The sequence below is a fragment of the Ensifer sp. Root1252 genome (assembly GCF_001425885.1).
Classification (GTDB): Bacteria; Pseudomonadota; Alphaproteobacteria; order Rhizobiales; family Rhizobiaceae; genus Ensifer; species Ensifer canadensis.
Genome location: NZ_LMDT01000011.1, coordinates 83173 through 107675, shown reverse-complemented (window position 1 = coordinate 107675; position 24503 = coordinate 83173). Strand labels below are relative to the sequence as shown.

The following is a 24503-nucleotide window of genomic DNA, read 5'->3' as shown; positions in this document are numbered from 1 at the left end:
TCGAAGCGATGAAGATGGAAACGGCCTTGCATGCGGAGAAGGACGGCACGATTGCCGAAGTTCTGGTGCGCGCCGGCGACCAGATCGATGCCAAGGACTTGCTGATCGTCTTTGGAGGCTGAGGGAGCAGTTCGAACAAACAGAAGTGGCGAGCCTTTGCCCGACCGTTTTTTTTTGAGGGCGCGAGGAAGATTCCTTCGGCCTCGGACTTGGTTCGCGACGTTCTTTTCTAGCCGACCCATCTCGCTAAGGGCATGGATCGATCTTCATACGATCAAATCCGACCCATGAAGTGTCGCTTGTTCATGCGGGCATTGACAAGGCTGTTGGCAGCACTTTCGGCTGGACAACTCGATATCGGCTGACCTGACCAATATCGTCGATAACGATCGACAATCTGGACTGCGCCCCTGAGGGTGGAGATATCGGCTTGGTGAATTGACCTGTGGCCCTCGGCATCGTGGATGGACGCCGACGGTTGTGGCATTTGTGACGAGTGCCTGGCGCCATGACGCAGTCGGCGTCCGAGCTGTCGTCTGCGTTTCTGGTTAAGTTCGAGAAGGCGCTTGCGGAGCTTCCCGAGGGCTACGTGCACGGAATTTTCCAGGGCCGCCGATGGAGTGCAACCGTCAGGCGCTCGGCCGATTGGAGGCGAGTGTGGCGGTATGGCGAAGAGCTGGGCGGAGCGGATGTCGTCAGTTTCAACCTCTATGTGCTCTCTGACGCGCGCACCATCCTGAGGCCCTGCGAAATGTCATCGTCGAAGGTTGTCGATTTCGTGCTTGGCTTTGAACGCACCTGAACTGGTGACCTGCTCATCGGCTCCGCGACCTCTCATGACCCGGATGTAGTGATTTCCGACAGGCGTGTCGTTGTAATCGCACCAGTCCTAGAATTGTACCATGCTGCCTCTCCTCAATTCGCGACATGCCGGTTTCAGCGGCTCGGCGCAAGGGTCTCATCGTTCGCCTCTCTGGCGGCGGTGCTTCTCCAACGACAGCTCGGCCGATTGTCCATCGCTGGAAACTCGCGGCTATCAGGACCTAGCTGCTGAGCTATTGCGCATATATTTGTGATCGCTCTAACTCAAGCTGAATACTTTTAAATGCTCAATACGGATATCTTTGCTCATTTTTATATGCTATTTTGTTCGAAAATGGACATAAATAGATGAACAAAAAACAAGCGGCCCTCGCTCGAAAGCAGTTGGAACGACGTCTGGCGCCGGTGCGAGACCTAGAGCTCATTTCGCCGCCACGTGGTTGGATGAAGGCCATCCGCGAGGCCCTCGGCATGACTACGCGCCAGCTCGCCATGCGCATGGGTGCCGCTCCGTCCCGCATACCGGCGATCGAGAAGGCTGAAGTTTCGGGAGCGACAACGATCAGGACGCTACGGGAAGCGGCCGCGGCAATGAATTGCACCTTTGTCTACGCTTTCGTGCCGATCAAGCCGCTTGACGATATCCTTCGCGAGCGCGCGGCCGAAAAGGTCGGTGAGGAGATGACGCGACTCGATCATACGATGCGTCTGGAAAACCAGGCGTTGATCAAGTCGGACCTGGAGGACGAACGTCGCCGGCTTATCGACGCTTTGCTTGCAGACGCTGGGCGACGCCTGTGGGAAGAGGATTGACTCTATGGAGGAGGACCCTCTTTTCCAGGACGACGATGAAGCAAATACGCCGCTAACCGTTGAGGAACGGGAGCAGCTCATTCCCTCCTACATCACCTTGCGGCACGAATTGAACGAGGCCGAGCAAGTTAACATCGGCGAAGGCTTGCGATGGGCGACGTCGCGAAAAAGGGACCTGCTCGACCAGGAATTCCTCAGTGAGTTGCACCGCCGCATGTTTGGGGACGTTTGGCATTGGGCTGGCCAGTACCGGACAACACCTAGAAACATCGGCGTCGATGCCTATCGCATTGCAATGGATGTCAGGCAGGTGGCTGACGACGTGCGCTATTGGGTCGAACACGAGACCTTTCCACCCGACGAGATCGCTGTCCGGTTCAGCCACAGGCTGGTGGCAATCCATCCCTTCCCAAACGGAAACGGCCGATTTTCTCGCCTGGCGGGCGATCTGCTCGGGCGCCAGCTTGGACGACCGCCATTTAGCTGGGGCCGGGCAAATCTGGTCGATGCGGGCAAGACCCGAGCCCGTTATGTTGCTGCACTTCGGGCGGCCGATAACCACGATATCGGACCCTTGCTGGAGTTCGCGCGCTCATGAGTGTTTCGAAAATGGTAGGTGAGCTTCTCAAACTGGAAGCGAGAAAGGACTGACATGAAGACATTCACGCAGTCGCAGTTGCAGTTGCAGGCCATTGCGGATGCGGAGCGCTCCATCCCCCGAGTGAGGGATGGCGACGAAATCATGCATATCAAAAGCGGCCCGCAGCTGGGCTGCGGACCGATCTTCGGACAAGTCCTCAGAGCACGCGAACGTTGCGCGCGCTCCATTGCAATGAGGGCCGGACAAGCCCTTGTTCAAATCGTTGGCCACGCCCCAACGATCAAGCGGAGTGACTTGCCGGGCCTAGGCTTGCCGGATCCCGGCCGTTGGCCGCCGCGATGCTGATCCTCCGAAACGAGGCTCTTAACCGGTCAAGCCACGCGCGAACTGGCTCTGGCCGCGAGGCTGCCGGCGCCTGGTGCGTTCTTTTTTGCTGGCCTCTCGAGGACAGCATTCCGGCGATGTCACGGCCGATGATATCTCGGACCTACAAGGAACAAAAGTTGGCGACGCCGGTCTGTCCCGTCATTCATGACGGATCATACGGGCCTGTGATTTCCGGGTCGTCGTAATATCGAAGCTTCTTGGCCCAGGCCGGCCGCTGCCCCTGTCTCAGCAGGATCATCCTGCCTTCCGGTACGCGCATGATCTCATCCGCGTTGATGAGGTCACTAGGCGAGATGTGTTCGGACGACGAGTTCTTGCCTTCGCTCCATGGCCGGGTGATGTAATTGACATCCGTCTTGCCGACCCTGCGCGCGATCAGCTCGGCCGTCTCGATATCGTTGACGCCGAAAACCTGTAGCACGCCAGGTGGCTGACCGTATTCATCTGGTCCAAAATCTCAGGGCGGCGATCAAGGAGAACTTCGGAAGCTCGCGTCAGGTGCTTTGCGACTGCGCATTTTTTCGATCACTTCGCTTCTCGAGAAAATCGAACTTCTAGGCTTCGAAGTAACTGCTAAAAAGCAGCCTCATAGATCGCCAGCGCGTTAGCTTCGGTAACATCTCGAGGGTTGTTCACGAGCAAACGGGTCTGCTTCATCGCCTCGCGCGCAAGCATAGGTAAGGCATGTCTTGGAATGCCCACCTCCCGCAGTGTCCGTGGAATGTTCAGCTCTCTGCCAAGCTGATCGAGCGCATCGATGAAGGCAGTCGCCCGCGTTTCGAAGGGCAGTTGCGCCAAATCAGGGAAAGCGTAAGCCGCAATTTCAGCGTACGCATTTGCCGCCCGCGGAAGATTGAAACGAAGCACATGCGTTAGTACCAATGCGTTGGAGAGCCCGTGAGGTACGTGAAAATGCCCGCCGATTGGATAGGCTAGCGCATGCACGGCAGCGACCGGCGAGTTAGCAAAGGCTTGTCCTGCAAGCAGCGAACCGAGAAGCATCGCGCCGCGTGCCACAGTATTATGACCATTGAATACAGCTTCGCGAATGTGGGCACCAAGCAATTGCAGTGCCTGTTTGGACAGGCCGCTGGAGATCGGATTGTTCGTGGGGGAAGCAGACGCATAGGATTCGATGGCATGCACCATAGCGTCGATGCCAGTCGCCGCGGTCACCGTCGGCGGCAGGCCAAGTGTCAGTTCGGCGTCGAGAATCGCAATGTCCGGAAGCAGGAGTGGGGAGACAACTCCCTTCTTTTCAGCTCCGTTGGTCGTTATGATCGCGATCGGCGTAACTTCGGAACCGGTGCCGGCTGTGGTCGGCACAAGAACCAGCGGCATGCGCGGTCCCTTCGCAACGTTTACCCCGAATACCTCGTTGAGCGATTGGCCGGTCTTGGCGACCAGTGACGCCACCTTGGCCACGTCCATCGGCGAGCCCCCTCCGATGGCAATCACGCCGGTTGCCCCCCACGCCGTGATGAAGGCCGCGAGATCCTGGACGTTGCATTCTGGTGGGTCGACAGCGATGTCATCGAAAATAGCGACCTCAATTCCAGCTTTCGCGAACGATGCCAGCGCGGGATCGATGAGGCCAAGGCGGCGCAGCCCCCTGTCAGTCACGAGCACGACACGTGGACCAAGCGTCAGTCCGACAATCTCGGCGATGCGCGCATTGGCGCCCGCCTCAAAAACAATTGATTTGGCGGTATTGAAGACAAAGTTTTTCATGATGGTCATTCCATTCGTGTAGACTTGGTCACTGACCGTCAGCGCGAACACACAAATCCCTTGACGTTTCGTGTCTCGAGCATTGGCACGATCTTCTCCAATGCAATCGTTTGGAAATGCGCGCTGCAGCGGTGAGCGCCGAAGGCAGCTTCATCGACGTATTCTTCGAGAATCGCGAAATGATCGGTGTTCTCCGGCGACCGATAAAACGCGTAGGCGATGTTCCCACTCTCGGCTCGGCTGGCCATCGCCAATTCGTGAAGTCTGGCCTCCACAGCATCGCCACAACCGGGTTTGGAGTGATAGTACGCGATTACCTGATAAAAAGTCTTGGGCATGTCCTACCTTTGGCGACCATGAGGTGGCATCTTCGAACGCTTGAAATTCCAGATCGCCTTGTTACTTGAAGAGACGGCGACCGCACCGCGCGATAGAGCGGTCTCGACGTCGGCCTCGTTACAGACGAAGCCGGATGCTACGATCGGCGGCAGCTTCCGCTTCTCATCCATCCCTAGGTAGTCGAGCATCGGCGAGGGCATCAGCTGCACCAAGTTGGGGGCGCTTTGCGCAATCGCTTTAACACTACGAGGCCAGGTGGAGCGGTCTGTCACAAAGACCTTTTGCATGGTGAGAAGGCCGCATTGCGCAGCCTTCTGGATTGTTGGGACGCGGGTCGAAAGCAAAATCGAAATGCCTATGTCGGCAAGGAATTCGATGGCTCCTTTGTCCTGTGACAGGCCCTCGCAACTGTCGATGTTCAGAACGATCAGCTTGTTGCTTTTCTTAAGCGCACTCAGCACCTCCGCAACATGTCGCAAAGCGATGTTGGCGACGATGCCTACCTCCGCCTTGCTGTCCAGAAAAGCCTGAACATTATCGACACCATATAGCGTTGCCATGACTGGCGCCCGCAAAAGCCGCTCGCCAATCGTCCTGTCCAATGTCATTCCGTTAATTCCCGTCTCTTGGCATGTCGAGCGAAAGTCCGAGCTTGCCGGGGTTGAGCAGATTGTCCGGATCGAGTGCCTGCTTCACGGTCTCCAGTAGCGGAAATGCTGATCCCAATGCGTCCTTCATATAGGGCGCTCGCAGCATCCCAACGCCGTGATGATGGCTCAATGCCGCACCATATTTGATGAGTACAGCGTTGGCAGCATCCCATGCAGCTCGATACCACTCGGCTCGTTTTTCCACATCCACGTCGCCGCGCAGCGAAAAGTAGAGGCAGGCACCATCGACATAGGCATGCGACTGGTGCGCCGAACCAGCAAGTGTGCCCGGGACTGCGTTAATGGCGGCAACAACCTCGTCGTAGATTGCGGGAAGATCTCGCCAGCAGCCGGTCATTTCCAGCGTATCTGCAACAAAGCCTCGGCTGCGCTTGAAGCCCTCGGCGCTCTTGCCGGTGAGATAACGCGTATCGAGCCACTTCTCGAAGATAGTATCGCCATCGAGCTTGTCACCGAGTTCGGCGCACACTTTTTCGCTGATCGCCATCACGGCATCGACCATTTCCTTCGCGCCTTCATCGGCAATCAGCAGCACGTTGCTTTCCGGCAAACCGAACTGCACACCGCTTTCCAGCTCGTCATAAAGACGCAACGCTGCCGGATTGGCGCCGCCCTGCATGATACGGCGGCAGGCTTCCAGACCGATGGCAAAGCTCTTGAAGCCAAATGCGATGGCGCGGGCATAGTCCGGCAGGCGATGCAGTTTCAGGCGCGCCCTTACGATGATGCCGAGCGTGCCTTCCGAACCGATGAAGAGCTGCTGCAGATCCGGCCCGACGGCCGCGCGGGCATAGTTTCCGACGGTCACCAGCGAACCGTCGGCCAGCACGACTTCCATGCCGTAGACCATGTCTTCAATCTTGCCGTAGCGAGTGGAAAGCTGGCCCGCGCCGCGGCAGGCGATCCAGCCTCCGACAGTGCTGATACCGAACGAGGACGGCCAATGTCCCATGGTCATGCCGTAGTCGCGCTGGATGGTTTCCTCAAAAATATCGCCGAACATGCCAGCTTCAACTTCAACGATCTGGCTATCGGGATCGAAGCTTACAAGGCGATTGAGTGCGCAGACATCGAGCACGATGCCGCCGCGCAGAGGCAGGGCCGCGCCCGTGACGTTGGAGCGCCCGGCAGAAACCGTGACAGGCACCTTGGCTTCATGCGCAAGGTGCATGACAGCCTGCACCTGCTCAACCGTCGAAACACGGACGAACACGCCATCAACCGTCGCGGGCTTTCCACTCGTTTCCGCGATCATCGTACGGGCCCACCAGTCCCGAGTGTTCACGACGAGATCATCCCGCTCGGTCATAACCTCGTCTGCAATCTCGCGCAGTTTCTTCACGAGAGCAGCTTCGACTGAAACGGCATTCTGAGCCAGATCGGCCTTGGTGCCAATTTCGGTGATGTTACCGGCATAGTGCGGTTGGGTCGGGGCACCGACGACATAATTTCCGCGATTGTAACCGCGCTTGATGGCTTCCTTGCTGATCATGTTCAGTTCGCTCCTGTGAGAATGGACTTTTCTTTTTCGGTCGCGGCAATATAGGCGGCGACCTGTTGGTCGATTTCGGCCTGGGGAAGACCAAGTTCCTCCCCCAGCAAGGCGCCCACCTTCGCGGCCGCGCGGGCCGAGGCATCGCGCGCCATCAGACGGGCACGCATACGGCGCGAAAGCACGTCGTCGATTGTCCGGGCAAGCTCGTGCCGCGCGGCGTAGACGACTTCGCCGCCGGTATAGGGCAAGCCATTCACAACCGGCTTGGCCAGTTCCGGGCGCGCCGCGATCAGATCGCTCACAAAGCGCGCTTCCGTGCCGTAACGCTCGCCCAGATGCGCCTCCATACCGCCAGACGCCACGATTGCTTGCGCGTCATAGCCGGCAGCGCCCAACAGAAATGCCTTCTTCGTGGTACAGCGGCGGCGGTCGCCGAGAACTCTCGCGGCGGCGTCCACCGTCTGTTCGGCCATATGGCGAGAGGTCGTCAGCTTGCCGCCCACGATCGTGACGAGGCCGTCAGGCGCAACATGCACGGAATGGTCGCGTTTGACGTCCATGGTGCTGCCACCTGATGAAGCGGCCACCAGCGGGCGGCACCCGGCAATGCTGCCGACGACATCTTCCGGCGTCAGGTCAATATTGAGCGCGCTGCAGGCGCCTTCGATCAGGAAATCGAGTTCGCGACGCGTGCAATGCACGTCGTCAAGATCTCCCTGGTAATCCTCGTCGGTCGTTCCGAGATAGGAGACATTGCCCCAGCGCGTGATTGTCGCACGGCGGCTGCGACCCGGCACCGGCACCGTTACAGTGCAGTCATTGCGAATCTTCAACCAAGGGATCGCCACGTGAACGCCTTTGGCTGGGCGCACATGCAACGGCTTTTCGCCGTCCTTGCCAAGCCCCATCCAGTCTCGTAGCCACACCCCCGTCGCCATGATGACGGTCTTGGCGTGCACCCTAATTTCCTTGCCCTCAACGGTGTGAACGATTGCACCGTCGACCCGCCCCGAACTGCGGGTAATCTCGGCGACCTTCGAGTGGTTGAGAACCGTAGCTCCATGGAAGCCGGCAGAGCGGGCAAGCGCCAGCGTCAAGCGTGCATCATCAACGCGGGCATCGAAGTACATGAGCCCACCGCGCAGATATTCGTCCTTGAAAGTCGGGCAATGCGCCAGCACTTCGGCGGCGGTCAGCTTCTGGTGCAGAATGCCTTCGCGCCAGCCTCCAGCCAGGTCATATGTCCAGAGTAACCCTTCAAACGCCTTGGCGAAGCGCGCATCGAACACGCCATCCCGTTCAAGAATAGGGAACAGAAAAGGCAAGCGCTGAACCAGATGGCCTGCATTACGCCTGAGGCGCTGGCGTTCAAGCAGAGAATGGCGCACGAGCCCAAGATTACCCTGTTCGATATAGCGCAAGCCGCCATGCACCATCTTGGATGATTTTGACGATGTACCTGATGCAAAATCATCTTTCTCGATCAGCGCGACACGAAAGCCGCGCAGACTTGCATCGAAGGCACAGTAGGCACCGGTCACGCCGCCGCCTACGATCAGAATATCGTAGGTTTCAGCGGCAAGACGGTCTTCCTGTTCCGACCGGTTCAACCTTAGTGGTTCGGTGCGGATCATCCGGGCGCGTTCCTTGTCCGCGCGCCGGGAGCGCAGATTCAGCATTTCAACTCCTGTTGGAGCGCATTCCGAAAAGTGTGATCGTTCCTCGGAAAAATGCGCGTTAAAAAAACTAGCGGTAGTGACCGGATTGAACGCGTGCGACTTCCTCATCCGTAAGGGAATGCCATCGGGCTCGACGGTCCTGTCTTTCCGCTTCGCTGGCCTTGGGGATGAAAAGATTGCCTTCGGGTAGCGTGGCGCGAGCCTCCGCAAGGTCGCTCCAGAGCAATCCCTCGCTGCCAGCCAGAAACGCGGTGCCACGTAGGCTGGCACGATCCTGATCCGCCATGCGCCGCACCGGAACCCCGCTCAGATCAGCCTGTAGCTGCAGCAGCGCATCACTCGAGGAAAGCCCTCCGCCAGCCACTACTTCCCGAACCGGAACGCCTGCTACCTCCGAGCTCGCCTCAGCACAGGAAACAACCGAATGTGCAATGCCCTCCAGAATGGCATGCGCGAGATGCGCCCGGCTGTGGGCCAAAGAAAGCCCGGTCAGCGATGCTCTGCCATCCGGCACGATGTTCGGCTGGCGCAATCCCGTCAGCGTCGGCATAAAGAAGAGACCATCGGAAGACGAAACCGTCGAAGCCAGTTCGCTAACCTCTTTGGCATTCTCGAACCAGCGCATTTCATTGCAAAGCCAGTTGAGCGCCGATCCGGTCGTGGCGGCATAGGTCTCGACCGCGAAATGCGAGAGATTGTCGCTCCGCCAGGCCGTCATGGTGAACGTCGCCTCATAGAGGCCGGGATTTTTGGGCGTCTGCTTTCCGATCACAAGATCGACGAAACTGCCCGTACCGTGCACGCACATGGCCAGACCGGCATCGTGGCAGCCAAGACCGACAAGTCCGCCCAACTGGTCGCCGCACGACGCCTTGATCGGCACGCGAATACCCAGGACTTCCTTTCTCGTGTAGCCGAAATCATCGGCGTCCTGCTTCAGTTCAGGCAACAGTTCCACCGGAAAGCCCTGCGCCTCTATCCAGTCGGTGAAATAGCGATGCTCACCGAGGACATAGGCGCCGGCGGATGTGGCGTTGGTCGGTGTTGTGACGGCTTTCCGTTCTTCAGACAGGTTCCAAAGCAGCCAGCTGTCGACAGTGCCGAAGGCAAGCCTTCTTGCCTTCCATGCCTCACGCACGGCGGGCGTCTTTTGCATATGGCGCGCAGCCCATAGATAGATCGCTCGTCCACCAACCGGGCGCCCTGCGAGCGCCACGAGTTTCGCATCCCAGACAGCTCCAAGCGGCTTCAGCTCGTCGGCATAGCGGGAATCCTGCCAGACCATGGCTGGAACCAGCGCCCGGCCGGACTCGGTATCCCACAAAACACCGGTTGCGCGTTGCGTGGCGATTGCTATTGCTGCAATTTCTAGGCCCGTATCTCGAGCCGCGGCAATCGTTTTGCCGCAGACGTCGATGGTCTTTTGCAAAAGAACATCAGCGTCCTGCTCCACTACGTTGTGACGCGGCGAAGATACGGCAAGCGTAGTGTAGTTGACGGCGGAGACCGAACCGTCGGCCGCGACAAGCGCGGCCCGGGTTCCGGACGTTCCTTCGTCAATGGCCAGAATGACCTGTCTGCGTCCGTTCACATTCCCCTCCCTTGTTACTTGTCGCCTTCGAACTGTGGTGCATCCGGTTCGGCGTCCGGGCTGACCGTGGTGCGGGTCGGATCCCATTGAATGACCGAGCAGATGATGCAGGCAATCAGCGGAACCACCGAAAGGATCAGGAAGGTCGTGCCGAGACCATAGGTCTCACGGAAGATCGGGAAGACCAGCAAGCCGAGGGCCGCCCCCATGGCGCCAAGCGCACCGATAACGCCGTTGGCACCTGCGCGCAGCTCGCTGCGGAACGACAGCGACGACAGGCTCTTGCCATTTGCGCCTGGACCACCGGAGTGGAAAAGGATGAACAGCGAAGGCACGATGATCGCGAGCCAGATCGGCATAGTGTCGTGGAACAGGCCCATGATGACCAGCATGACGAAAACCGCACCAAAGCCGATGGCCGAAGCCTTGCGAAGGCCGAGTACGCGGCCGATGACCGGCGAAGAGAAGCCGCCGATGATGCCGAATACGTTGAACACCAGCGTACCCGTCATGGCATAGAGGAAATCCTTGCCGAAGAGCGCTGCACTGATGAGCGGCAAGTACCAGCCCACGGCAAAATACTGAATCGACTGTCCGATCTGGACGGTCGCGGCAAGAATGGTGCGCGGCAGATAGATGCCACGGAAAATCAGGGCGACATTGGCAATGCCGCGACGGGCCTGATTCAGAACCGGCAAACGGTCTTCGGGCACGGCAGCAATGAAATCACGACGATAGATGCGGGTCATCGCGCGGGCAGCCTCTTCCAGCCGCTCCTTGCGGGCAAGCCAGATCGGGCTTTCAACCATGAACACCAGTTGCAGCATCATGATCGCAAAAGCAAAGACGCCGGTTGCAGCGACGGAATAGCGCCAGATCGAGTCGCCCACGTCCCAGCTGTAAAACAGCATGGCGAGAAGCACATTTGTGCACACGGCGGTGTACCAGATGCCCTGCCAGGTATTGAGGCGACTGCGCAGGCGCGCCGGCGTGAATTCGGCAAGCACAGCCATGGCGATAGCAAAATCGATACCGTAGGCGGCGCCAACAAAGAACCGTCCCAGAAGGATGACTTCATAGGAGTGGGCCGTCATCACCAGTACCGCCCCAATGAGCGCGATCAATTTTGCGAGGATCAGCGGGCGCATGCGGCCCCAGCGGTCGGCCATCCAGCCACCGATCGGATTGAACGCAATCGACACCCACGAGGCGAAGGACGTCATCAGAGCGACCTGCGCCGCATCCAATCCTAGATCGCGTGTCATTGGTCCAAGGCCGGCACTCAGGGCAGAATTGGCAAAGGCATCAAGGAACAGGCCACCGAGGGCGAGCCACCAGATAACACCGGCGCGGCCTCGAATACCGTCATTCGCATCAATGTGGGAAATAATATCTGGAACGCCCCTAAGGGCTATCTTGCTTCCGTGCATTACGGCGTCCTCCCAACGTCGCTATGACATCTGCAAGAGGACACTTTGCCAGGAACCAGACACAGTAAGACCATCTTGCAGATAGTCTTACATCTTTAGTCTGCAAGCGGAATAGAACGCGTCTCGATTGCTTTGTCAAGCGACTACAGATTCAGCCAAACAAATTCATGCGTCGACGGATGCTTTCGCCAGTGTGAACGATATGGCGACGATGTTGCCGCAACAAAATCGCGTAATGTATCAAGGGGAACGCCCTTGTTCGCGCAGAATTAGCTGGGCCGACCTCGACTTATCGCGCGAAGCGCGAATTCGCGAAAGCGAGCGGACCGAGTGGCGAGGTGCCCGGATGGAGCAAAGCAAATTGCGTAAAATCGCATATCCGACCACGGGTCTCCGCATTGGCTGCAGGATTTCGCGATAAGAGCGTTTCCAATCGCGGTCTCGATAAAGGTTCGTCCAATCGAGTGGGGGCCAGAACAAGAACTGTTCCTGCAGGTCTCGCAAAATCGTGCTTAGCAAGTACCGGCTGGGTTCACGGCCAGCTCTGACGACAGACACGCCATCCTTGCGCGTTAGCTAAAGCCGCATGGTCGCATCAAATAGGCTAGTTGGTCTGCAGCAATGCCGGGGTGTATCAATGGCTTAAGAAACGGACTCGACAGGAGTGTCTCGGTATTGATCGCGTGGTGAGGGACGAAGCCGACGGGCGGAATTTCTCCTCTGTACAACATTGCCAACAACGTTGCGGCATACCCCGTGGCAACCGACGTCAATGCGTTCAATCTGCCTGACACCGGAATTGGCGAAAACCGGTGGCAAACAGTGCGTTCGATCGGCCGTTGCCGCTGATATCCACTTGCCGTCACGACCAGCAAGAGCACGTCGTCTTTGACGATCGGCAAACCGTTGTAAAGGAGTGATCTTAACGCGTCGCGACGATTGCGCAGGCCCAGATCATCGAGAAGGAAACGCATGTAATCGAGATGTCCCGGGTATCGGATCGTCTTGAACGTGACGTTCTTCGGACCCGGATCACCGAAGATCGATAGATCGGCAAGACCACCTGATGTCACGAATTCTTCGTAGCGCACTCCATCGATGCTCAGATGCCCGTAGTTCTCGAGCGGCGATAGCATGACTGCCTTGCCGTCGCGAACGGCCGCACTTGGTTGCGTATATTCATCGATGAGGCCATCGACGTTCCATATTTGCCCATAGCCTATGCGGTTTGTGGAAACCTTTGGTATGGCTCCGACCCGAATTGTCAGATCGGTGACTGGCGCAAAGGCCTCAAGAAGGCCGTAGGCGACATTTCCGATAATGCCTGGCGAGACCCCGCACCCCGTGAAGACGGCTCGGTGTTCGGCCAGAGGAGCCAGAATGGATAGCGTCTCCGGCGTCGCGCAAACGAAATCGAGATAGTGCGTGTCCGAACGAGCCGCAGCCGTTGCGATCTGCGGCACAATGCTTTGCGGGACGGCGGCGACAGCCACATCCTGGTCCGAGAGGATTTTCTGCAACTCTTCGTCATGCGTGTAGGTGCGCAGCTCCGCCGCGATGTTCAGGTCTTCCAACCTATCCAGGGCCTCTTCGGAACGGTCGAGGACCTGTATCGAAAATTCCTCAGGTCCGGCCAAGATCGACGCCAGGGCCGACCCGATATTGCCGGCGCCGACGATGGTCACTTTCATTTTGGGCATGGCACCTTATCCCTTGAACCGCGACACGAACGCTTGCAGCCGTGGATTCTGCGGATTGAGAATGACTTCATCGGACGTGCCGGTCTCGGCAATAACTCCCTGATCGAGAAAGAGAACCCGGTCGGAAACATCAGCCGCGAAGGCCATTTCGTGCGTCACGATCGCCATGGTCATACCCTTGTCGGCAAGATTGCGAATGACCGCGAGAACTTCGCCGACCAATTCCGGGTCGAGCGCACTCGTCACCTCGTCGAGCAGAAGAACTTCCGGCTCCATGGCAAGGGCACGGGCGATGGCAACACGCTGTTTTTGGCCGCCCGAAAGATGGTTGGGATAGGCGGCATGCTTGTCGGCAAGGCCGACCTGGCCGAGAAGGTCCATCGCCAGCTCTCGGGCCTCCCGCGGCGGGCGTTTGCACACGATAATCGGCCCCTCGGTCACATTCTGCAGGACGGTCTTGTGGGGAAACAAGTTGAAGTGCTGGAAAACCATGCCGACATGCCGGCGCAGCTTGCCGATGCCGATCTTTGTGCCCCGGTCGTTGAAACGGTCGCCGACTTGTTGCTGGCGGAAGCGGATCTCGCCGGCAGTCGGCGTCTCCATCATGTTGAGGCACCGGATGAAGGTTGACTTGCCCGACCCGGAAGGGCCGATCAATGCCACGACTTCCCCGCGTGCAAGACTGAGGTCCAGCCCCTTGAGGACCTCAAGAGCTCCGTAGTTTTTTCTGAGGCCGCGGGCCTCGAGGATAGGGTCAGATGTTTGGGAGTTCGCTATCATGTTCGGGCTCTCTTCCTTTAGTCGCTGACCCTGAGGCGTTTTTCGATCCAGTCCGCTGCCTGCGTCAAAGGCAGGAGCATGGCGATGTAGAGTGCGGCCATCACGGTGTAGGATTCGAGCGGACGATAGGTCTGGCCGTTCACGACCGCGGCCATATAGGCGAGATCGGCGACGGAGATGACCGAGACCAGCGAGGTGTTCTTGAACTGAATGACTGACTGGTTGATGAAGGAGGGCAGAACGCGTTTCAGCGCCTGTGGCAGGATGATCCGGCTCATAGACTGCATCGGGCTCATGCCGATCGCGGCGGCTGCCTCTCGCTGCCCCTTGTCGATCGAAACGATGCCGCCGCGGAAGATTTCCGCATAGAACGCACCGACATAGAGCGAGAGCGTCAGCATGGCCGCGACACGATTGTCAACGGAGCCCCCGATCAGCAGCGGGAACGCATAGTAGAACCAGAGCAACTGAACCAAAAGCGGCGTGCACCGGAAGATTTCCTGGTAGGCACGGGCCGTGAGGTTCAGGAGTTTCCAGCCAGACAGCCGTGCCGCGCAGGTTATGAAACCGATGATGACGCCGAAAAAGATCGAACTGAAAGTGTAGACAACGGTGATCCAGAGCCCCCAGAGGAAAAGATCGTAATACTGCCAGACGGAATGAAAGTCCCAGTTATAGCTCATCTCGTTCTCCTGTCTGGCCGCCGCGGATGCGTTGAGTTGCCGCGGTCCAAGTCAGGACACCGGCTATCAAGTGGGCTCGCAAACATAGTGTTCCCCTGGTCTGTGGTGTGGGTTCCTGAGATCGGCAGGGACCGACACGCGATACTCGTCTGTCCATTTCGTAGGGACAATGCAAAGCTGATGGTGAGCCTTACCGCATTTCTTGGAAGGCGGTAGCTGCGGACCCGAAGCGATTGAGAATGCCGGAAAGCTTGTTCCGGTTTGCATCTGAAATGGGAACCATCGGCAATCGCATTTCCGGACCTGCGAGATTGGCGAGCGCAAGAGCAGCTTTGACAGGGCCCGGGTTGGATTCAATGAACATGCCGTCCGTCAGCTCTGCGATCAGTTCGTGAAGCGCCAGCGCCTTGACGGTTTCGCCCGCATGCCAGGCATCGACCATCGCCACCATCTCGCGGGGTGCGATGTTGGCAACGACACTTGTCACCCCCACGGCGCCGAGCGAAAGGAAGGGCAACGTCATGCCGTCGTCACCGGAATGAATGACAAGCCGGTCGCCGCAGGCTGTACGCAGCTGGGTTACCCGAGCCGCCGTGCCGCCGGCCTCCTTGATGGCGACGACATTCTCGTGCCTTTCGACAAGCGTTGCGCAGGTTTCGGGCGCGATTTCCACGCCGCAGCGGCCGGGCACCGAATATAGCATCATCGGCAGTGAGGTTGCTGACGCGGCAGCACCATAATGCGCGATCAGTCCAGCCTGACTCGGCTTGTTGTAGTATGGCGTCACGATCAACACGGCATCTGCGCCTGCGGCCTCTGCACGCTTGATCTTGTCGACCGTCTTGGTCGTGTCGTTGGCGCCGGCGCCGGCCATCACCATGACCTGGCCGGCCGCGATCCGAACAGTGCGAGCGATGACTTCGACGGCTTCGTCATCCGAAAGGGTCGCTGCTTCTCCTGTTGTTCCAACGGGAACGAGGCCGGATACGCCGGCAGCAATCTGTCGTTCAACAAGCGCGTCATACGATGCGTAGTCGACGCCACCGTCCCTAAAGGGGGTAACCAGGGCGGTAAATACGCCTTTGAAGCGATCTGAAAGTGCTGTCATTTCGGTTTCCTCTCTCAAATTGTCAGTCGTTCAAGCTGTCTGCCAAAGTGTATCGGCCACGGGAAACGGCGCTCGAGACCAGCCATTGTGCGGCCGCAATGGCCCCTTCGGCGTAGGCAGCGACCGTGTGCACGCGATAGGAGAACACCGCCTCGGCCGCGCCCATGTCGAAGCGAACTTCGTTGATGCCGACGGTGTCGCCCTCGCGGTTAACCGCGATCGGCGGCTCAGGTGCATCGAAGCCCATGACGCGGCTACGCTCGGCTCGCAACTGTGCCGACAGAAGGCGGGATGTTCCCGAGGGATCGGTTTTCTTGCGGGCGTGGTAGGTTTCCAAGACCGTTATCTCTGCGCCCGGCATCCTGGAGGCAAACGCCAATGCCGATCGCTTGAAGGCTTCAAAGCCACATGCGAAGTTGGCGCTGATCATCATCGGGCGATGCATGCTGCATTTGTCCAGCAGTGCATCGTCTTCTCTTGAGAAGCCCGTTGTCCCGATAACCATGGGAATTGCCTTGGTCCCGATGTCTCGCTGCAGCGCCATGCTTGCAGCAGGCGTGGAGAAGTCGATCATGACGTCGCAATGACTTTTCATCGCTGCTTCGGCGGGACGATACTCGATGCTGCCGCCAGCTACAGGGACCCCGACGAGTCGAGATCCCGGTGACACCAGGGCCGCTGCCAATTCGAGCCCGGGACTTTCAAGAACCGCTTCGACGAGCCGTGTTCCCACCCGTCCAGAGGCTCCAACGATTCCGATGCGCATCGCGGCTGTTCCTCAGTCGATGACCACTTTTTGCTCCGACATCTCCCGAAGGGCGATACGAACGCCCTCACGGCCGAGACCGCTGCGTTTGACGCCGCCGAACGGGACGTGCTCCGCGCGGAAATCAGGGCCTTCGTTGACCATGACACCACCAACCATGAGTTCGCGGGAGAACGTCTTGATTAGCGCATGATCGTTGGTGAAAACGCCGGCCTGCAGGCCAAAGGCTCCTGCGTTGACTTCGGCAATTGCAGCGTTTGGATCGGTGAAGCTGCGGATGGCGATAACAGGACCGAACGTCTCGTCGGCGATAACAGCGGAATTCGGTTCGACGTCAGAGATTACGGTTGGCGAAAAGAGCGTGCTTTCGTGATTGCCGCCGGTCAGCAGCTTCGCGCCACCGGCAACGCTGGCCCTGACGCGTTGTGCCACCTCCTGGGCCGCCGGCAGATCGATAACCGTCCCCATGTCTGTGTCGTCGTTCGACGGATCGCCGAACTCGATGGCATCGACGGCGGCGAGGAGGCGTTGTGTGAACACCTGCTCGATGTCTTTATGGAGGTACAGCTTCTTCACCGCTGCGCAGCTTTGGCCGGCGATTTCGAACCGGTGGCCGACCGCAGTCGCGACGGCCTTGTCCAAATCAGCATCGGGTAGCACGAACAGCGGGTCGTTGCCCCCGAGCTCCATCAGGCAACGGATGAGACCACTGGCATTCTTGAGCGCGAGGCCGGCGCGCGGGCCCCCCGTGAAAGAAAGCAGATCAATAGGAGCACGGGCAAGCGACAGGGCGCAGTCCGCGCCACCATGGATGACCTGGAAAAGATCGCGCGGCCAGTTTGCCTTCTGCGTGAGTTCGAAGAGGCGAGCCGCAGCCAGCGGAGCCTTCGGCGAGGGTTTGGCGACGACGGCATTGCCGGCGGCAATGGCCGGTCCGAGCTTGTGGCACAAAAGGTTGAGCGGGTAATTGAAAGGCGTGATGGCGCCGATGACCCCAACGGGCTCGTATGTGATTGTGGCAAGACGATCGGCACCACCTTCAACGATCGCGCAATGCAGTGCCTCACCGTCGAGAAACGTTGCCGCATCTCCCGAGAGCTTCAACGTGTTCTGGGCGCGACGCACCTCGTTGCGCGCTTCGCGGATCGTCTTGCCCATTTCCGATGAAATGATCCGGGCCAGGTTCTCTGCGTCCTTGGCAATCTCGGCTGCCAGGGCGTTCAATAGTGCCCGCCGAACCGCAGGCGTGGAGTATCGGAATTCGCGCTGCGCCGTCTTGGCGCGCAAAACAGTGGCGGCGACCTCCGCTCCGGAATGCTCCGCAATCTCGCCGACGATCTGCCCGTTGAAAGGATTACGGACCATGATCGGGCGAGCTGGGGTGGGAGCGATTTTCTGCAGGGACGTCATTTGGAACCTCGTTCATCGTTCGAATTGTGTTGGGAAATGGCGCGCGTCAAAGCGCCGATGGATACTGGGCGGATGGGCCAGCGCTGGCCCGTCAAATCGTTGGCCGCTGCTGGCGCCTGCAACGGGCTGATGAGGTTCAGCACTTCGGCAACGTTTGCGGCGCAGAAGCGCCCTTGGCAGGCCCCCATCGAAAATCGGCCGTTGTGTTTCACTTCACGTCCGGAGAGGCCATCGCTCCGTTGTGCAAGCAGCCGGAGATCCCCAATCGTGCGGCCTTCGCAGCGGCACAAGATAGTCTCGTCAGGAAGGGTGGCCAGCGGGGAGGTGGGGTCGACCGGCGCAAACAGCGCTGAGAGCAGGCTCTGAGCGCGACGCTGTTGTGCGATCGCGGCCTCGACGTCCTTGAGTGCGCGCGTTTTACCGGACAATAGGTTCACCACCTGGCGCCCCACGCGCCTGCCATCGGCTTCTGCTGCGATCGAACCGAGCGCTTCCCGGCAGTCGCCAGCCCTCATGATGATTGGTCGGGCGTCCGCCTTCGTAGCGGCATCGGGAAGGCCGAAGTGGTTTGATCTCACGCCGTCGTGGAGGCCGACACGATCGACTATGATCGTCTGTGATTGACCTCTCCGATCACGCAGCGTCGCCTCCAGGCCCGTGTCGCATCGCCGAACCCCTGTGAGGACACAGCCTCGCAGCCAAGGGGTTCGGTTTGCCGTCATCTCGCACAGATAGGAAAATGCCTCGCTCAGAAGTCTGGGGTAAGCAAACAGGCCAAAGGTGACCAGCGGGTGCCGAATGGGATCGCCCGCTTCAACGACGGCGACTGGCGGGTTTCCCAACTTGGCCATTTGCGCGGCGACTGCGATAAGAAGCGGGCCGCCTCCGGCAAGTAGGATTCTGCCGTTCGGCGGTCGTCCTGTTTCCTTCATCATGACTTGCAACCCGCCGGCGGTGGAAACGCCCGAAAGTTCCCAGCCTGGACGAGGCAGTATCTTTTCGATTGCCCCTGTTGCGATCACGACCGCGCGCGCCTTGAGATGCACGACGGCGCCGTGAAGGCGATCCTCGACGAGGACGAGCCCATCACTGTCGATGCCGAGAAAGACACAGGAGTGGCGCAGTCGAATGCCCGATTGTCGATAGGCGGAAAAAAGGGCCTTCCATCGAGCCCGTGCCGTGCGGGGCTGAGGTACGGCTTCAACGCCGTCGATCGGTTGGCGATATATCGCGCCGCCGACATTCGGTCGCTGCTCGATGATCTCGACTGAGAGGCCAGATCCGCTTGCCTCTAGGGCGGCGGAAATCCCGGCAGCCCCGCCTCCAACAACGATGATGTCCAGATCAGTCAAGGTCCGCCTCCAATCCAACAATCACCATCCCATCCCATGCCGGGGTAAGGCAGGCTTCCGTAGCGACGCCATTGATGCTGACGAGGCAACATTGGCAGGCACCGATGCCGCAAAAATATCGGGTTTCGCGGTCAACGGCGTCGCGGCCGAAGCTCGTGATCCCGGCTGCCTCCAGTGCTGCCGCGACGCTTTCACCTTGGCGAAACGGGATATCCTGCGACATCCAGCGCAACGTTCTGGGACCGTTCATGTCATTCACGCCCATGCGACGGTCTCACTTTTCCCGAACCGTGCAGGGTCGAATGCCGCAAGCGACATATCCGGCGTCTCCCCGCAGACCATCTGCGAAATTGCCTTTCCGGTGATCGGCCCGAGGCAAATGCCGTCGCCCTCGAAGCCGGTCGCGACATAGGCATTTATGAGATGCGGTAATCGCCCGACCAGTGGCAGCCCATCGATCACCGCCGTGCGGACTCCGGCAAAGCTGCGCAGAAGCCTCACATCGGCAAGGCCCGGCACAAGGGCGACGGCATCTCGCAAGATCCGCGATACCGCGTCGATGTCATTGTTGCGGCGGTCCCCATGATCTTCGCGTGTTCCTCCAATCAGGAACTGCCCCGTTTGCAGGGGGTCGATGACAAGCCCCAGTCCCTTCGGGAGTTTGGCTTGTGGGGCATTTTGGCTGCCCTTGCTGAGCAGATATCGCCCTGACATGATCGCCCCGGGCATGGCCGCGTTCAGTGCGCGCGCCCTTTCGGTGATGAGAAGCTGACCCTTGCGTGGGATAAGGGCGTGTTCAATACCGAGCAATCGGGCCGATCCGGTGCCAGCTGCAACGACCACTGCGTCGGCTCTGACGTCGCCTTTCGCCGTGGCGACACCCTCGACACGGCTGCCGTCACTCGCAAGAAGCAGGCTCTCAACAGCGTGGCCGCGGTGAACAACGACACCGGCAGCTGTGAGGAAGCGGTGCACGATTTGATAGCCGATCGCGTGACCCTCATCATGCACCTCGACGATCATCAACGCGTCCGGCGACAGTACGGGAAATCGATTGCGGGCAGCCTGCGGGGCAAGTGTCGCCGTCCGCACGCCAGCACCTACAAGTGCCTTCGAGTGGGCTTCAAGGACATCGCACTCCGCCTTGGAGGTTGCGACGATGAAGGTCGATCGGCTTTTGAAGCAATCTGCAAACAGACCGTCTCGCGCCAGCTGGCGATAGAGCGCGATGCCGCAAAGCGCCGCCTCCATCATCGGACCGGGGCGTTTGCTCGCCACGGAAACCGCACCGTCGGCTGCTCCCGTGGCCTGCGATGCCGGAACATCCGCATCGAACAGGTCGACCCTCACTCCGCGGCGCGCAAGAAAATAGGCCGCCGCCGCACCGACGATTCCGGAACCGGCTATGACGACGGAAGATGGCTGTGCAAATGGCATCGTTGTTGAACCGGCACTGTTTCTAACTCGCCCTATGTTGCGGGCTGCCGGCGGCTGGCGTCGATACAAGAAGACGCCGTTGCTTGTTCACGAAATTTGTATCGGCTACTAACGAAGGGCCCCTTAATCCTCAGGGCGGGGGAATACAGTTATGGCCAAAATCAGCCTCACGCTCATCCAGACGTTCTACCAGGTCGCCAGATACGGGTCATATTCCGGTGCGGCGCGGGAGCTTAACTTGAGCTATCAGTCGGCCTCAAACCATGTTCGACGGTTGGAGCAATTGCTCAACGGAAAGCTCATAGATTCCGAGCAGGGTGCTAAGCGGATCACGCTGACCCCGAGGGGGCGCGCACTGTACAACCTGCTGCATCCCGAGCTGGACATCATGCTGGAGCGGCTGAGCAAGCTGATCGAGAGCCAACGGTCATCGCTGCGTGTGGGAATGCCGCAAGCAATTTTCTTCTACCTTTTTCCAAAGGTGCTTTCGAAATTTCGCGAGAGTTTTCCAGACATGGAGTTCGCCGTCTATGAGCGCGACACGGTCTTGGCGGAGCTTGTCAAGAACGGAAGCCTGGATGTGTGTATTTCGGAGCGGTACTTCGGTGACCCGGTCGTGCCGCAGCGGCTGTTGGGTAGTTATCACCTCAGCCTTGTCTATCCTTGTCAATGGGGAGCGCCACCGGAGCAGAAGGACATCCCGTTGTGGGCGAAGGATCGGCCGTTCATCACCTATGAGCCGGGTCAGACTTTGCGCAATCTTGCGGTCGACTTCCTCGGTCGCGATGGAGCCGTCGTCCAGCCCGTGATTTCTACCTCGGGAAGTTCCAGCGTGAAACGCTGCGTCGAGGAGGGTATGGGCTTTTCAATCATCCCGTCCTGGTGCGTCCTGCCGGAAGACAAAACCATCGTCAGCACGAAGCTGGCAAACCTGCCAGAGGTCCGCGTGTACTTCGGTAGTGCAGGCTTTCTGCAAAAGCATCCGGCGGTACAGCAGCTTTTTGCGGAATGTCAGTCAGAGCTGGTCGGCCCCGTCCTGGATCCTCCGCGCAGCGGCGAACTCACTCCTGCAGCGCCGTAAACCGGCAACCTACAAAAAACGGGATAAGCGTGGTCGATTCTCTAGCATTGTCCCCGGCTGACTGCGCGGTAACCTGCTCGCGGTCGCAAGGACCAAAGAAGGCGCATGACTGATAAAATCAAACAGGGGAATATGGAGAACCGAGAATGAATGTTATTGCGAAAATCTGTAGTTGCGCCGCCGTCGCCCTGTCATTGCTGGGAACGACGGCGTCTGCTGGTACGATCGAGGATATAAGGGCGCGTGGTGCTCTTCGTATCCCCGCGATCCTCAATGAAGTTCCCTATTTCAACAAGGATCCGCGCACAGGAGAGTGGCAAGGATTTGTCATTGATATGGCCACCGACATCGCCAGAACGCTTGATGTGAAGCTTGAAGTGGTCGAGTCGAGTTGGTCGAATGCAATCCTCGATGTGCAAAGCGGCAAGGTCGATATGGCTTTTGCGGTCACCGCAACCCCTGTGAGGGCGATGTCCGTGTCGTTCTCCGATCCGACCTACTACAACAGCTTTGTGGTCGTGTCGTCCAAGGATGAAGTCAATAACAAGACCTGGAGCGAACTGAACGATCCGAAATACACCTTCGCCGTCGACCTCGGCTCAGCTCAGGACTTGATCACGCAACAGTATCTGCCGAAGGCAAACATCCTTCGCTTCAAGACGCGTGACGAGGCGATCGTCGCTGTGACGACGGGCAAGGCCGACGGTCTCGTCAACACTATGCTTAATGGCCTGGTGATTTCCAAGAAGGCCCCGGCGGTTGGAGGCGTCAACGTGCCAACCCCGGTTCTGGCCACGCCTTCGGTCATCGCACTTAACTACGGTTCCGACGAGACCTTCAAGTCCTTTGTGTCGGCCTGGGCTGAGTACAACCGCCGCATCGGCAACAATCAGACATGGATCGTCAAGAGCCTTGAGCCTTTTGGCATTGCCCTTGAAGATATGCCAGTCGGTTTCGGCTTCGGCGGCTGACGACGGTGACCCTGCTCAGTTACACCAGTACTGAGCAGGGTTTTGAGTTGGTGGGTCGATTGCGAGCGACGGTGCAAAATTCGTCCACGTCAAGTGCTGACCGCCGATTGTGAAGCTAATGCGAAGAAATCATTACGGTTGCTTCGTTGAATTCGCCGGCACTTTTGGGCAAGTTATCACCAACTTGACCGACGGATCCCCACGCGAAGGACTGACTGTTTGTTGATGACGGCGGGAACTCGACCCGTCTGGGTTGCGCACTACGTTTGACCGGCTAAAATCGGGTGGGCCCATCGCCCGCGAAGCGAAAGTTCTTTTCGACAATGATGAAATCCAGCCTCGATCACTTGCCTGATGCCAAGAGGCGGGAACTCGCGCGTGCGGTCGAAATCCTGCGCGAAGAGTTCGAGGATGCGTTGAGGGAGGGCACGGCGGAGTTCAAGAAAAAGGGGCGGATCCTCAAGGTCATTCTCTTTGGCAGTCATGCGCGCGGCGATTGGGTGGATGAGGAGCACATTGGCAAAGGCTATCGCTCCGATTACGACCTGCTGGTGATCGTCAACAATCGAAAGCTGACGGATTTCACCGCATACTGGAACAACGCTGCTGACCGGCTTCTGAACGACCGCATCCTGAAGGGCATGCAGGTGTCCTTCATCGTGCATTCTCGCCGTGAGGTGAACGAGGAGCTCAGGCGCGGAAAGGACTTCTTCTGCGACATTCGCCAGCAAGGCATTGTGCTTTACGAGCTCGATAGTGAGCCGCTGGTGGAACCGAGGCCGATCAGCCTTGAACAGCAGTTCAAGATCGCACGCGAACATTATGAAAGCCGACTTCCGCATGCCATAGGCTTCCTCAAGGTTGCGCGGTTTTGCATATCCGAAGGCGACGTCGCCCTCGCTGCGTTCCAGCTCCATCAAGCGATCGAGCATGCCTACTCAACTGTGCTTCTCGTGCTGAAAAACTACGGTCCACCGACGCACAACCTGCGGTCCCTGCGCGGTTTTGCCGAAGATCTGGACCGGCGGCTCGCAGACGCCTGGCCACAAGACCGGCAGCGCTATTCGGCCTGGTTCAATACAATCAATGAGGCCTATGTGAAGGCGCGGTACTCCAAGCATTACCAGATAAGCGAAGAGGCGCTTTCTTTCCTGATTGAGCGTACGCAGGTTCTTCACGGGCTGGTAAAAGCGGTCTGCAAAAGTCATCTGATCACGCTGGATGGCGAAATCGCCGAGGAAAAGTCAGGGCGTTGATCCGTTGTCGGCTTTTGGGTCTGGAAGCAGACATGCAGCGTTTGACATGAAGGGCGGCCGCAAGTGGGTAGAGCCGGCCCTGAGTGTCCCCTCGATGGAAGTGTTTTGCCTCGGGTTCGTGGCAAACCACTTCGATGTTATGCCCGCCCGGACCAATGACATGTCTCTCAGCCATAATGGCACCCCCCCTCGAGCAACTGCGGCTGTCGCCAAAGGGGAGACAATTTATCGCTTCGCCGTGGCGTCCGTTGCGGATGCATGCGCATGAGCCGAAAGTACGGTCTCGATGATCACGCCCGCCAGGTGCGTGTCGAGCAGCGAATTCCACGCCCCCGGCGCGCCGAATTGGTCGCAATCCACGATCATGTCGCGTGTCTTTCTCGCAACAGCCACAGGCTCT

At 58.8% G+C, this 24503-nt stretch carries 24 protein-coding genes; 6 read left to right on the top strand and 18 right to left on the bottom strand.

Annotation, left to right across the window (positions count from 1 at the left end):
- The first annotated feature begins 508 nt into the window (after positions 1-508).
- From ASD02_RS12530 to ASD02_RS12520, 3 genes are all read left to right on the top strand, one after another.
- Positions 509-802, top strand: coding sequence for a hypothetical protein (locus ASD02_RS12530; RefSeq protein WP_200951689.1), 294 nt, complete (start codon positions 509-511; stop codon positions 800-802).
- A 368-nt stretch (positions 803-1170) separates the two neighbouring features.
- On the top strand, positions 1171-1635 hold the full coding sequence (locus tag ASD02_RS12525) for a mobile mystery protein A (RefSeq protein WP_025429754.1): 465 nt from the start codon (positions 1171-1173) through the stop codon (positions 1633-1635).
- Positions 1636-1639: 4 nt separating this feature from the next.
- The gene (locus ASD02_RS12520; RefSeq protein ID WP_025429755.1) at positions 1640-2233 is read left to right on the top strand and encodes a mobile mystery protein B; all 594 of its coding nucleotides are present in this window, start codon (positions 1640-1642) and stop codon (positions 2231-2233) included.
- A 532-nt stretch (positions 2234-2765) separates the two neighbouring features.
- On the opposite strand, the gene ASD02_RS12510 is transcribed toward ASD02_RS12520, so the two are convergent.
- The 17 genes from ASD02_RS12510 to ASD02_RS12430 form a co-directional block, all read right to left on the bottom strand.
- Complete coding sequence (locus ASD02_RS12510) at positions 2766-3044, bottom strand: type IV secretory system conjugative DNA transfer family protein (RefSeq protein WP_025429757.1); 279 nt, start codon at positions 3042-3044, stop codon at positions 2766-2768.
- A 152-nt stretch (positions 3045-3196) separates the two neighbouring features.
- A complete protein-coding gene (locus tag ASD02_RS12505; protein ID WP_057213354.1) occupies positions 3197-4354 on the bottom strand; it encodes an iron-containing alcohol dehydrogenase in 1158 nt (385 codons plus the stop codon).
- Positions 4355-4392: 38 nt separating this feature from the next.
- Entirely contained in the window at positions 4393-4692 is a 300-nt protein-coding gene (locus ASD02_RS12500; protein WP_057213325.1) for a putative quinol monooxygenase, read from the bottom strand.
- 3 nt (positions 4693-4695) lie between these two features.
- Positions 4696-5301 carry a glycerol-3-phosphate responsive antiterminator gene (locus ASD02_RS12495; protein ID WP_198956874.1) on the bottom strand — a complete coding sequence of 202 codons (606 nt, stop codon included), beginning with the start codon at positions 5299-5301 and terminating at the stop codon, positions 4696-4698.
- Between the two features lie 4 nt (positions 5302-5305).
- Positions 5306-6856: an FAD-binding oxidoreductase gene (locus ASD02_RS12490; RefSeq protein WP_025429761.1), complete on the bottom strand. Its 1551-nt coding sequence runs from the start codon at positions 6854-6856 to the stop codon at positions 5306-5308.
- A gap of 2 nt (positions 6857-6858) precedes the next feature.
- Entirely contained in the window at positions 6859-8538 is a 1680-nt protein-coding gene (locus tag ASD02_RS12485) for a glycerol-3-phosphate dehydrogenase/oxidase (RefSeq protein ID WP_057213323.1), read from the bottom strand.
- A 67-nt stretch (positions 8539-8605) separates the two neighbouring features.
- Entirely contained in the window at positions 8606-10129 is a 1524-nt protein-coding gene (locus ASD02_RS12480; RefSeq protein WP_025429763.1) for an FGGY family carbohydrate kinase, read from the bottom strand.
- A gap of 14 nt (positions 10130-10143) precedes the next feature.
- Positions 10144-11559, bottom strand: coding sequence for an MFS transporter (locus ASD02_RS12475; RefSeq protein WP_057213321.1), 1416 nt, complete (start codon positions 11557-11559; stop codon positions 10144-10146).
- Positions 11560-12131: 572 nt separating this feature from the next.
- On the bottom strand, positions 12132-13259 hold the full coding sequence (locus ASD02_RS12470; RefSeq protein ID WP_025429806.1) for a saccharopine dehydrogenase C-terminal domain-containing protein: 1128 nt from the start codon (positions 13257-13259) through the stop codon (positions 12132-12134).
- A 6-nt stretch (positions 13260-13265) separates the two neighbouring features.
- Positions 13266-14039 (bottom strand): amino acid ABC transporter ATP-binding protein, encoded by a 774-nt coding sequence (locus ASD02_RS12465; RefSeq protein ID WP_081788989.1) that lies wholly within the window; start codon positions 14037-14039, stop codon positions 13266-13268.
- A 17-nt stretch (positions 14040-14056) separates the two neighbouring features.
- A complete protein-coding gene (locus ASD02_RS12460) occupies positions 14057-14722 on the bottom strand; it encodes an amino acid ABC transporter permease (RefSeq protein ID WP_025429808.1) in 666 nt (221 codons plus the stop codon).
- 190 nt (positions 14723-14912) lie between these two features.
- On the bottom strand, positions 14913-15830 hold the full coding sequence (gene dapA / locus ASD02_RS12455) for a 4-hydroxy-tetrahydrodipicolinate synthase (protein ID WP_025429809.1): 918 nt from the start codon (positions 15828-15830) through the stop codon (positions 14913-14915).
- Positions 15831-15852: 22 nt separating this feature from the next.
- The gene (locus ASD02_RS12450; RefSeq protein WP_057220876.1) at positions 15853-16596 is read right to left on the bottom strand and encodes a dihydrodipicolinate reductase C-terminal domain-containing protein; all 744 of its coding nucleotides are present in this window, start codon (positions 16594-16596) and stop codon (positions 15853-15855) included.
- A 12-nt stretch (positions 16597-16608) separates the two neighbouring features.
- Positions 16609-18006, bottom strand: coding sequence for an aldehyde dehydrogenase family protein (locus tag ASD02_RS12445; protein ID WP_057220875.1), 1398 nt, complete (start codon positions 18004-18006; stop codon positions 16609-16611).
- On the bottom strand, positions 18003-19358 hold the full coding sequence (locus ASD02_RS12440; protein ID WP_057220874.1) for an FAD-dependent oxidoreductase: 1356 nt from the start codon (positions 19356-19358) through the stop codon (positions 18003-18005). The genes ASD02_RS12445 and ASD02_RS12440 overlap by 4 nt, the downstream gene beginning before the upstream one ends.
- A complete protein-coding gene (locus ASD02_RS12435; RefSeq protein WP_057220879.1) occupies positions 19351-19608 on the bottom strand; it encodes a 2Fe-2S iron-sulfur cluster-binding protein in 258 nt (85 codons plus the stop codon). Before ASD02_RS12435 ends, ASD02_RS12440 begins: the two co-directional genes overlap by 8 nt.
- A 5-nt stretch (positions 19609-19613) precedes the next feature.
- The gene (locus tag ASD02_RS12430) at positions 19614-20795 is read right to left on the bottom strand and encodes an FAD-dependent oxidoreductase (RefSeq protein WP_057213311.1); all 1182 of its coding nucleotides are present in this window, start codon (positions 20793-20795) and stop codon (positions 19614-19616) included.
- A gap of 151 nt (positions 20796-20946) precedes the next feature.
- On the opposite strand from ASD02_RS12430, the gene ASD02_RS12425 reads away from it, so the two are divergent.
- From ASD02_RS12425 to ASD02_RS12415, 3 genes are all read left to right on the top strand, one after another.
- Complete coding sequence (locus ASD02_RS12425; protein ID WP_057220873.1) at positions 20947-21876, top strand: LysR family transcriptional regulator; 930 nt, start codon at positions 20947-20949, stop codon at positions 21874-21876.
- 146 nt (positions 21877-22022) lie between these two features.
- Positions 22023-22847 (top strand): transporter substrate-binding domain-containing protein, encoded by an 825-nt coding sequence (locus tag ASD02_RS12420; protein WP_057213309.1) that lies wholly within the window; start codon positions 22023-22025, stop codon positions 22845-22847.
- Positions 22848-23170: 323 nt separating this feature from the next.
- Complete coding sequence (locus ASD02_RS12415; protein ID WP_244494211.1) at positions 23171-24103, top strand: nucleotidyltransferase and HEPN domain-containing protein; 933 nt, start codon at positions 23171-23173, stop codon at positions 24101-24103.
- A gap of 225 nt (positions 24104-24328) precedes the next feature.
- Here ASD02_RS12415 and ASD02_RS38180 read toward each other — a convergent pair whose 3' ends face one another.
- Positions 24329-24496, bottom strand: a complete 168-nt coding sequence (locus ASD02_RS38180) for a hypothetical protein (RefSeq protein ID WP_156407930.1) — start codon at positions 24494-24496, stop codon at positions 24329-24331.
- Positions 24497-24503: the final 7 nt, after the last annotated feature.

Excerpts from the sequence above, each read along its gene's own strand:
- ASD02_RS12530 (WP_200951689.1), top strand. The coding sequence starts at position 509 with ATGACGCAGTCGGCGTCCGAGCTGTCGTCTGCGTTTCTGGTTAAGTTC.
- ASD02_RS12525 (WP_025429754.1), top strand. The coding sequence starts at position 1,171 with ATGAACAAAAAACAAGCGGCCCTCGCTCGAAAGCAGTTGGAACGACGT.
- ASD02_RS12520 (WP_025429755.1), top strand. The coding sequence starts at position 1,640 with ATGGAGGAGGACCCTCTTTTCCAGGACGACGATGAAGCAAATACGCCG.
- ASD02_RS12505 (WP_057213354.1), bottom strand. The coding sequence starts at position 4,354 with ATGAAAAACTTTGTCTTCAATACCGCCAAATCAATTGTTTTTGAGGCG.
- ASD02_RS12500 (WP_057213325.1), bottom strand. The coding sequence starts at position 4,692 with ATGCCCAAGACTTTTTATCAGGTAATCGCGTACTATCACTCCAAACCC.
- ASD02_RS12495 (WP_198956874.1), bottom strand. The coding sequence starts at position 5,301 with ATGACATTGGACAGGACGATTGGCGAGCGGCTTTTGCGGGCGCCAGTC.
- ASD02_RS12490 (WP_025429761.1), bottom strand. The coding sequence starts at position 6,856 with ATGATCAGCAAGGAAGCCATCAAGCGCGGTTACAATCGCGGAAATTAT.
- ASD02_RS12485 (WP_057213323.1), bottom strand. The coding sequence starts at position 8,538 with ATGCTGAATCTGCGCTCCCGGCGCGCGGACAAGGAACGCGCCCGGATG.
- ASD02_RS12475 (WP_057213321.1), bottom strand. The coding sequence starts at position 11,559 with ATGCACGGAAGCAAGATAGCCCTTAGGGGCGTTCCAGATATTATTTCC.
- ASD02_RS12470 (WP_025429806.1), bottom strand. The coding sequence starts at position 13,259 with ATGCCCAAAATGAAAGTGACCATCGTCGGCGCCGGCAATATCGGGTCG.
- ASD02_RS12465 (WP_081788989.1), bottom strand. The coding sequence starts at position 14,039 with ATGATAGCGAACTCCCAAACATCTGACCCTATCCTCGAGGCCCGCGGC.
- ASD02_RS12460 (WP_025429808.1), bottom strand. The coding sequence starts at position 14,722 with ATGAGCTATAACTGGGACTTTCATTCCGTCTGGCAGTATTACGATCTT.
- dapA (WP_025429809.1), bottom strand. The coding sequence starts at position 15,830 with ATGACAGCACTTTCAGATCGCTTCAAAGGCGTATTTACCGCCCTGGTT.
- ASD02_RS12450 (WP_057220876.1), bottom strand. The coding sequence starts at position 16,596 with ATGCGCATCGGAATCGTTGGAGCCTCTGGACGGGTGGGAACACGGCTC.
- ASD02_RS12445 (WP_057220875.1), bottom strand. The coding sequence starts at position 18,006 with ATGACGTCCCTGCAGAAAATCGCTCCCACCCCAGCTCGCCCGATCATG.
- ASD02_RS12435 (WP_057220879.1), bottom strand. The coding sequence starts at position 19,608 with ATGAACGGTCCCAGAACGTTGCGCTGGATGTCGCAGGATATCCCGTTT.
- ASD02_RS12430 (WP_057213311.1), bottom strand. The coding sequence starts at position 20,795 with ATGCCATTTGCACAGCCATCTTCCGTCGTCATAGCCGGTTCCGGAATC.
- ASD02_RS12425 (WP_057220873.1), top strand. The coding sequence starts at position 20,947 with ATGGCCAAAATCAGCCTCACGCTCATCCAGACGTTCTACCAGGTCGCC.
- ASD02_RS12420 (WP_057213309.1), top strand. The coding sequence starts at position 22,023 with ATGAATGTTATTGCGAAAATCTGTAGTTGCGCCGCCGTCGCCCTGTCA.
- ASD02_RS12415 (WP_244494211.1), top strand. The coding sequence starts at position 23,171 with ATGATGAAATCCAGCCTCGATCACTTGCCTGATGCCAAGAGGCGGGAA.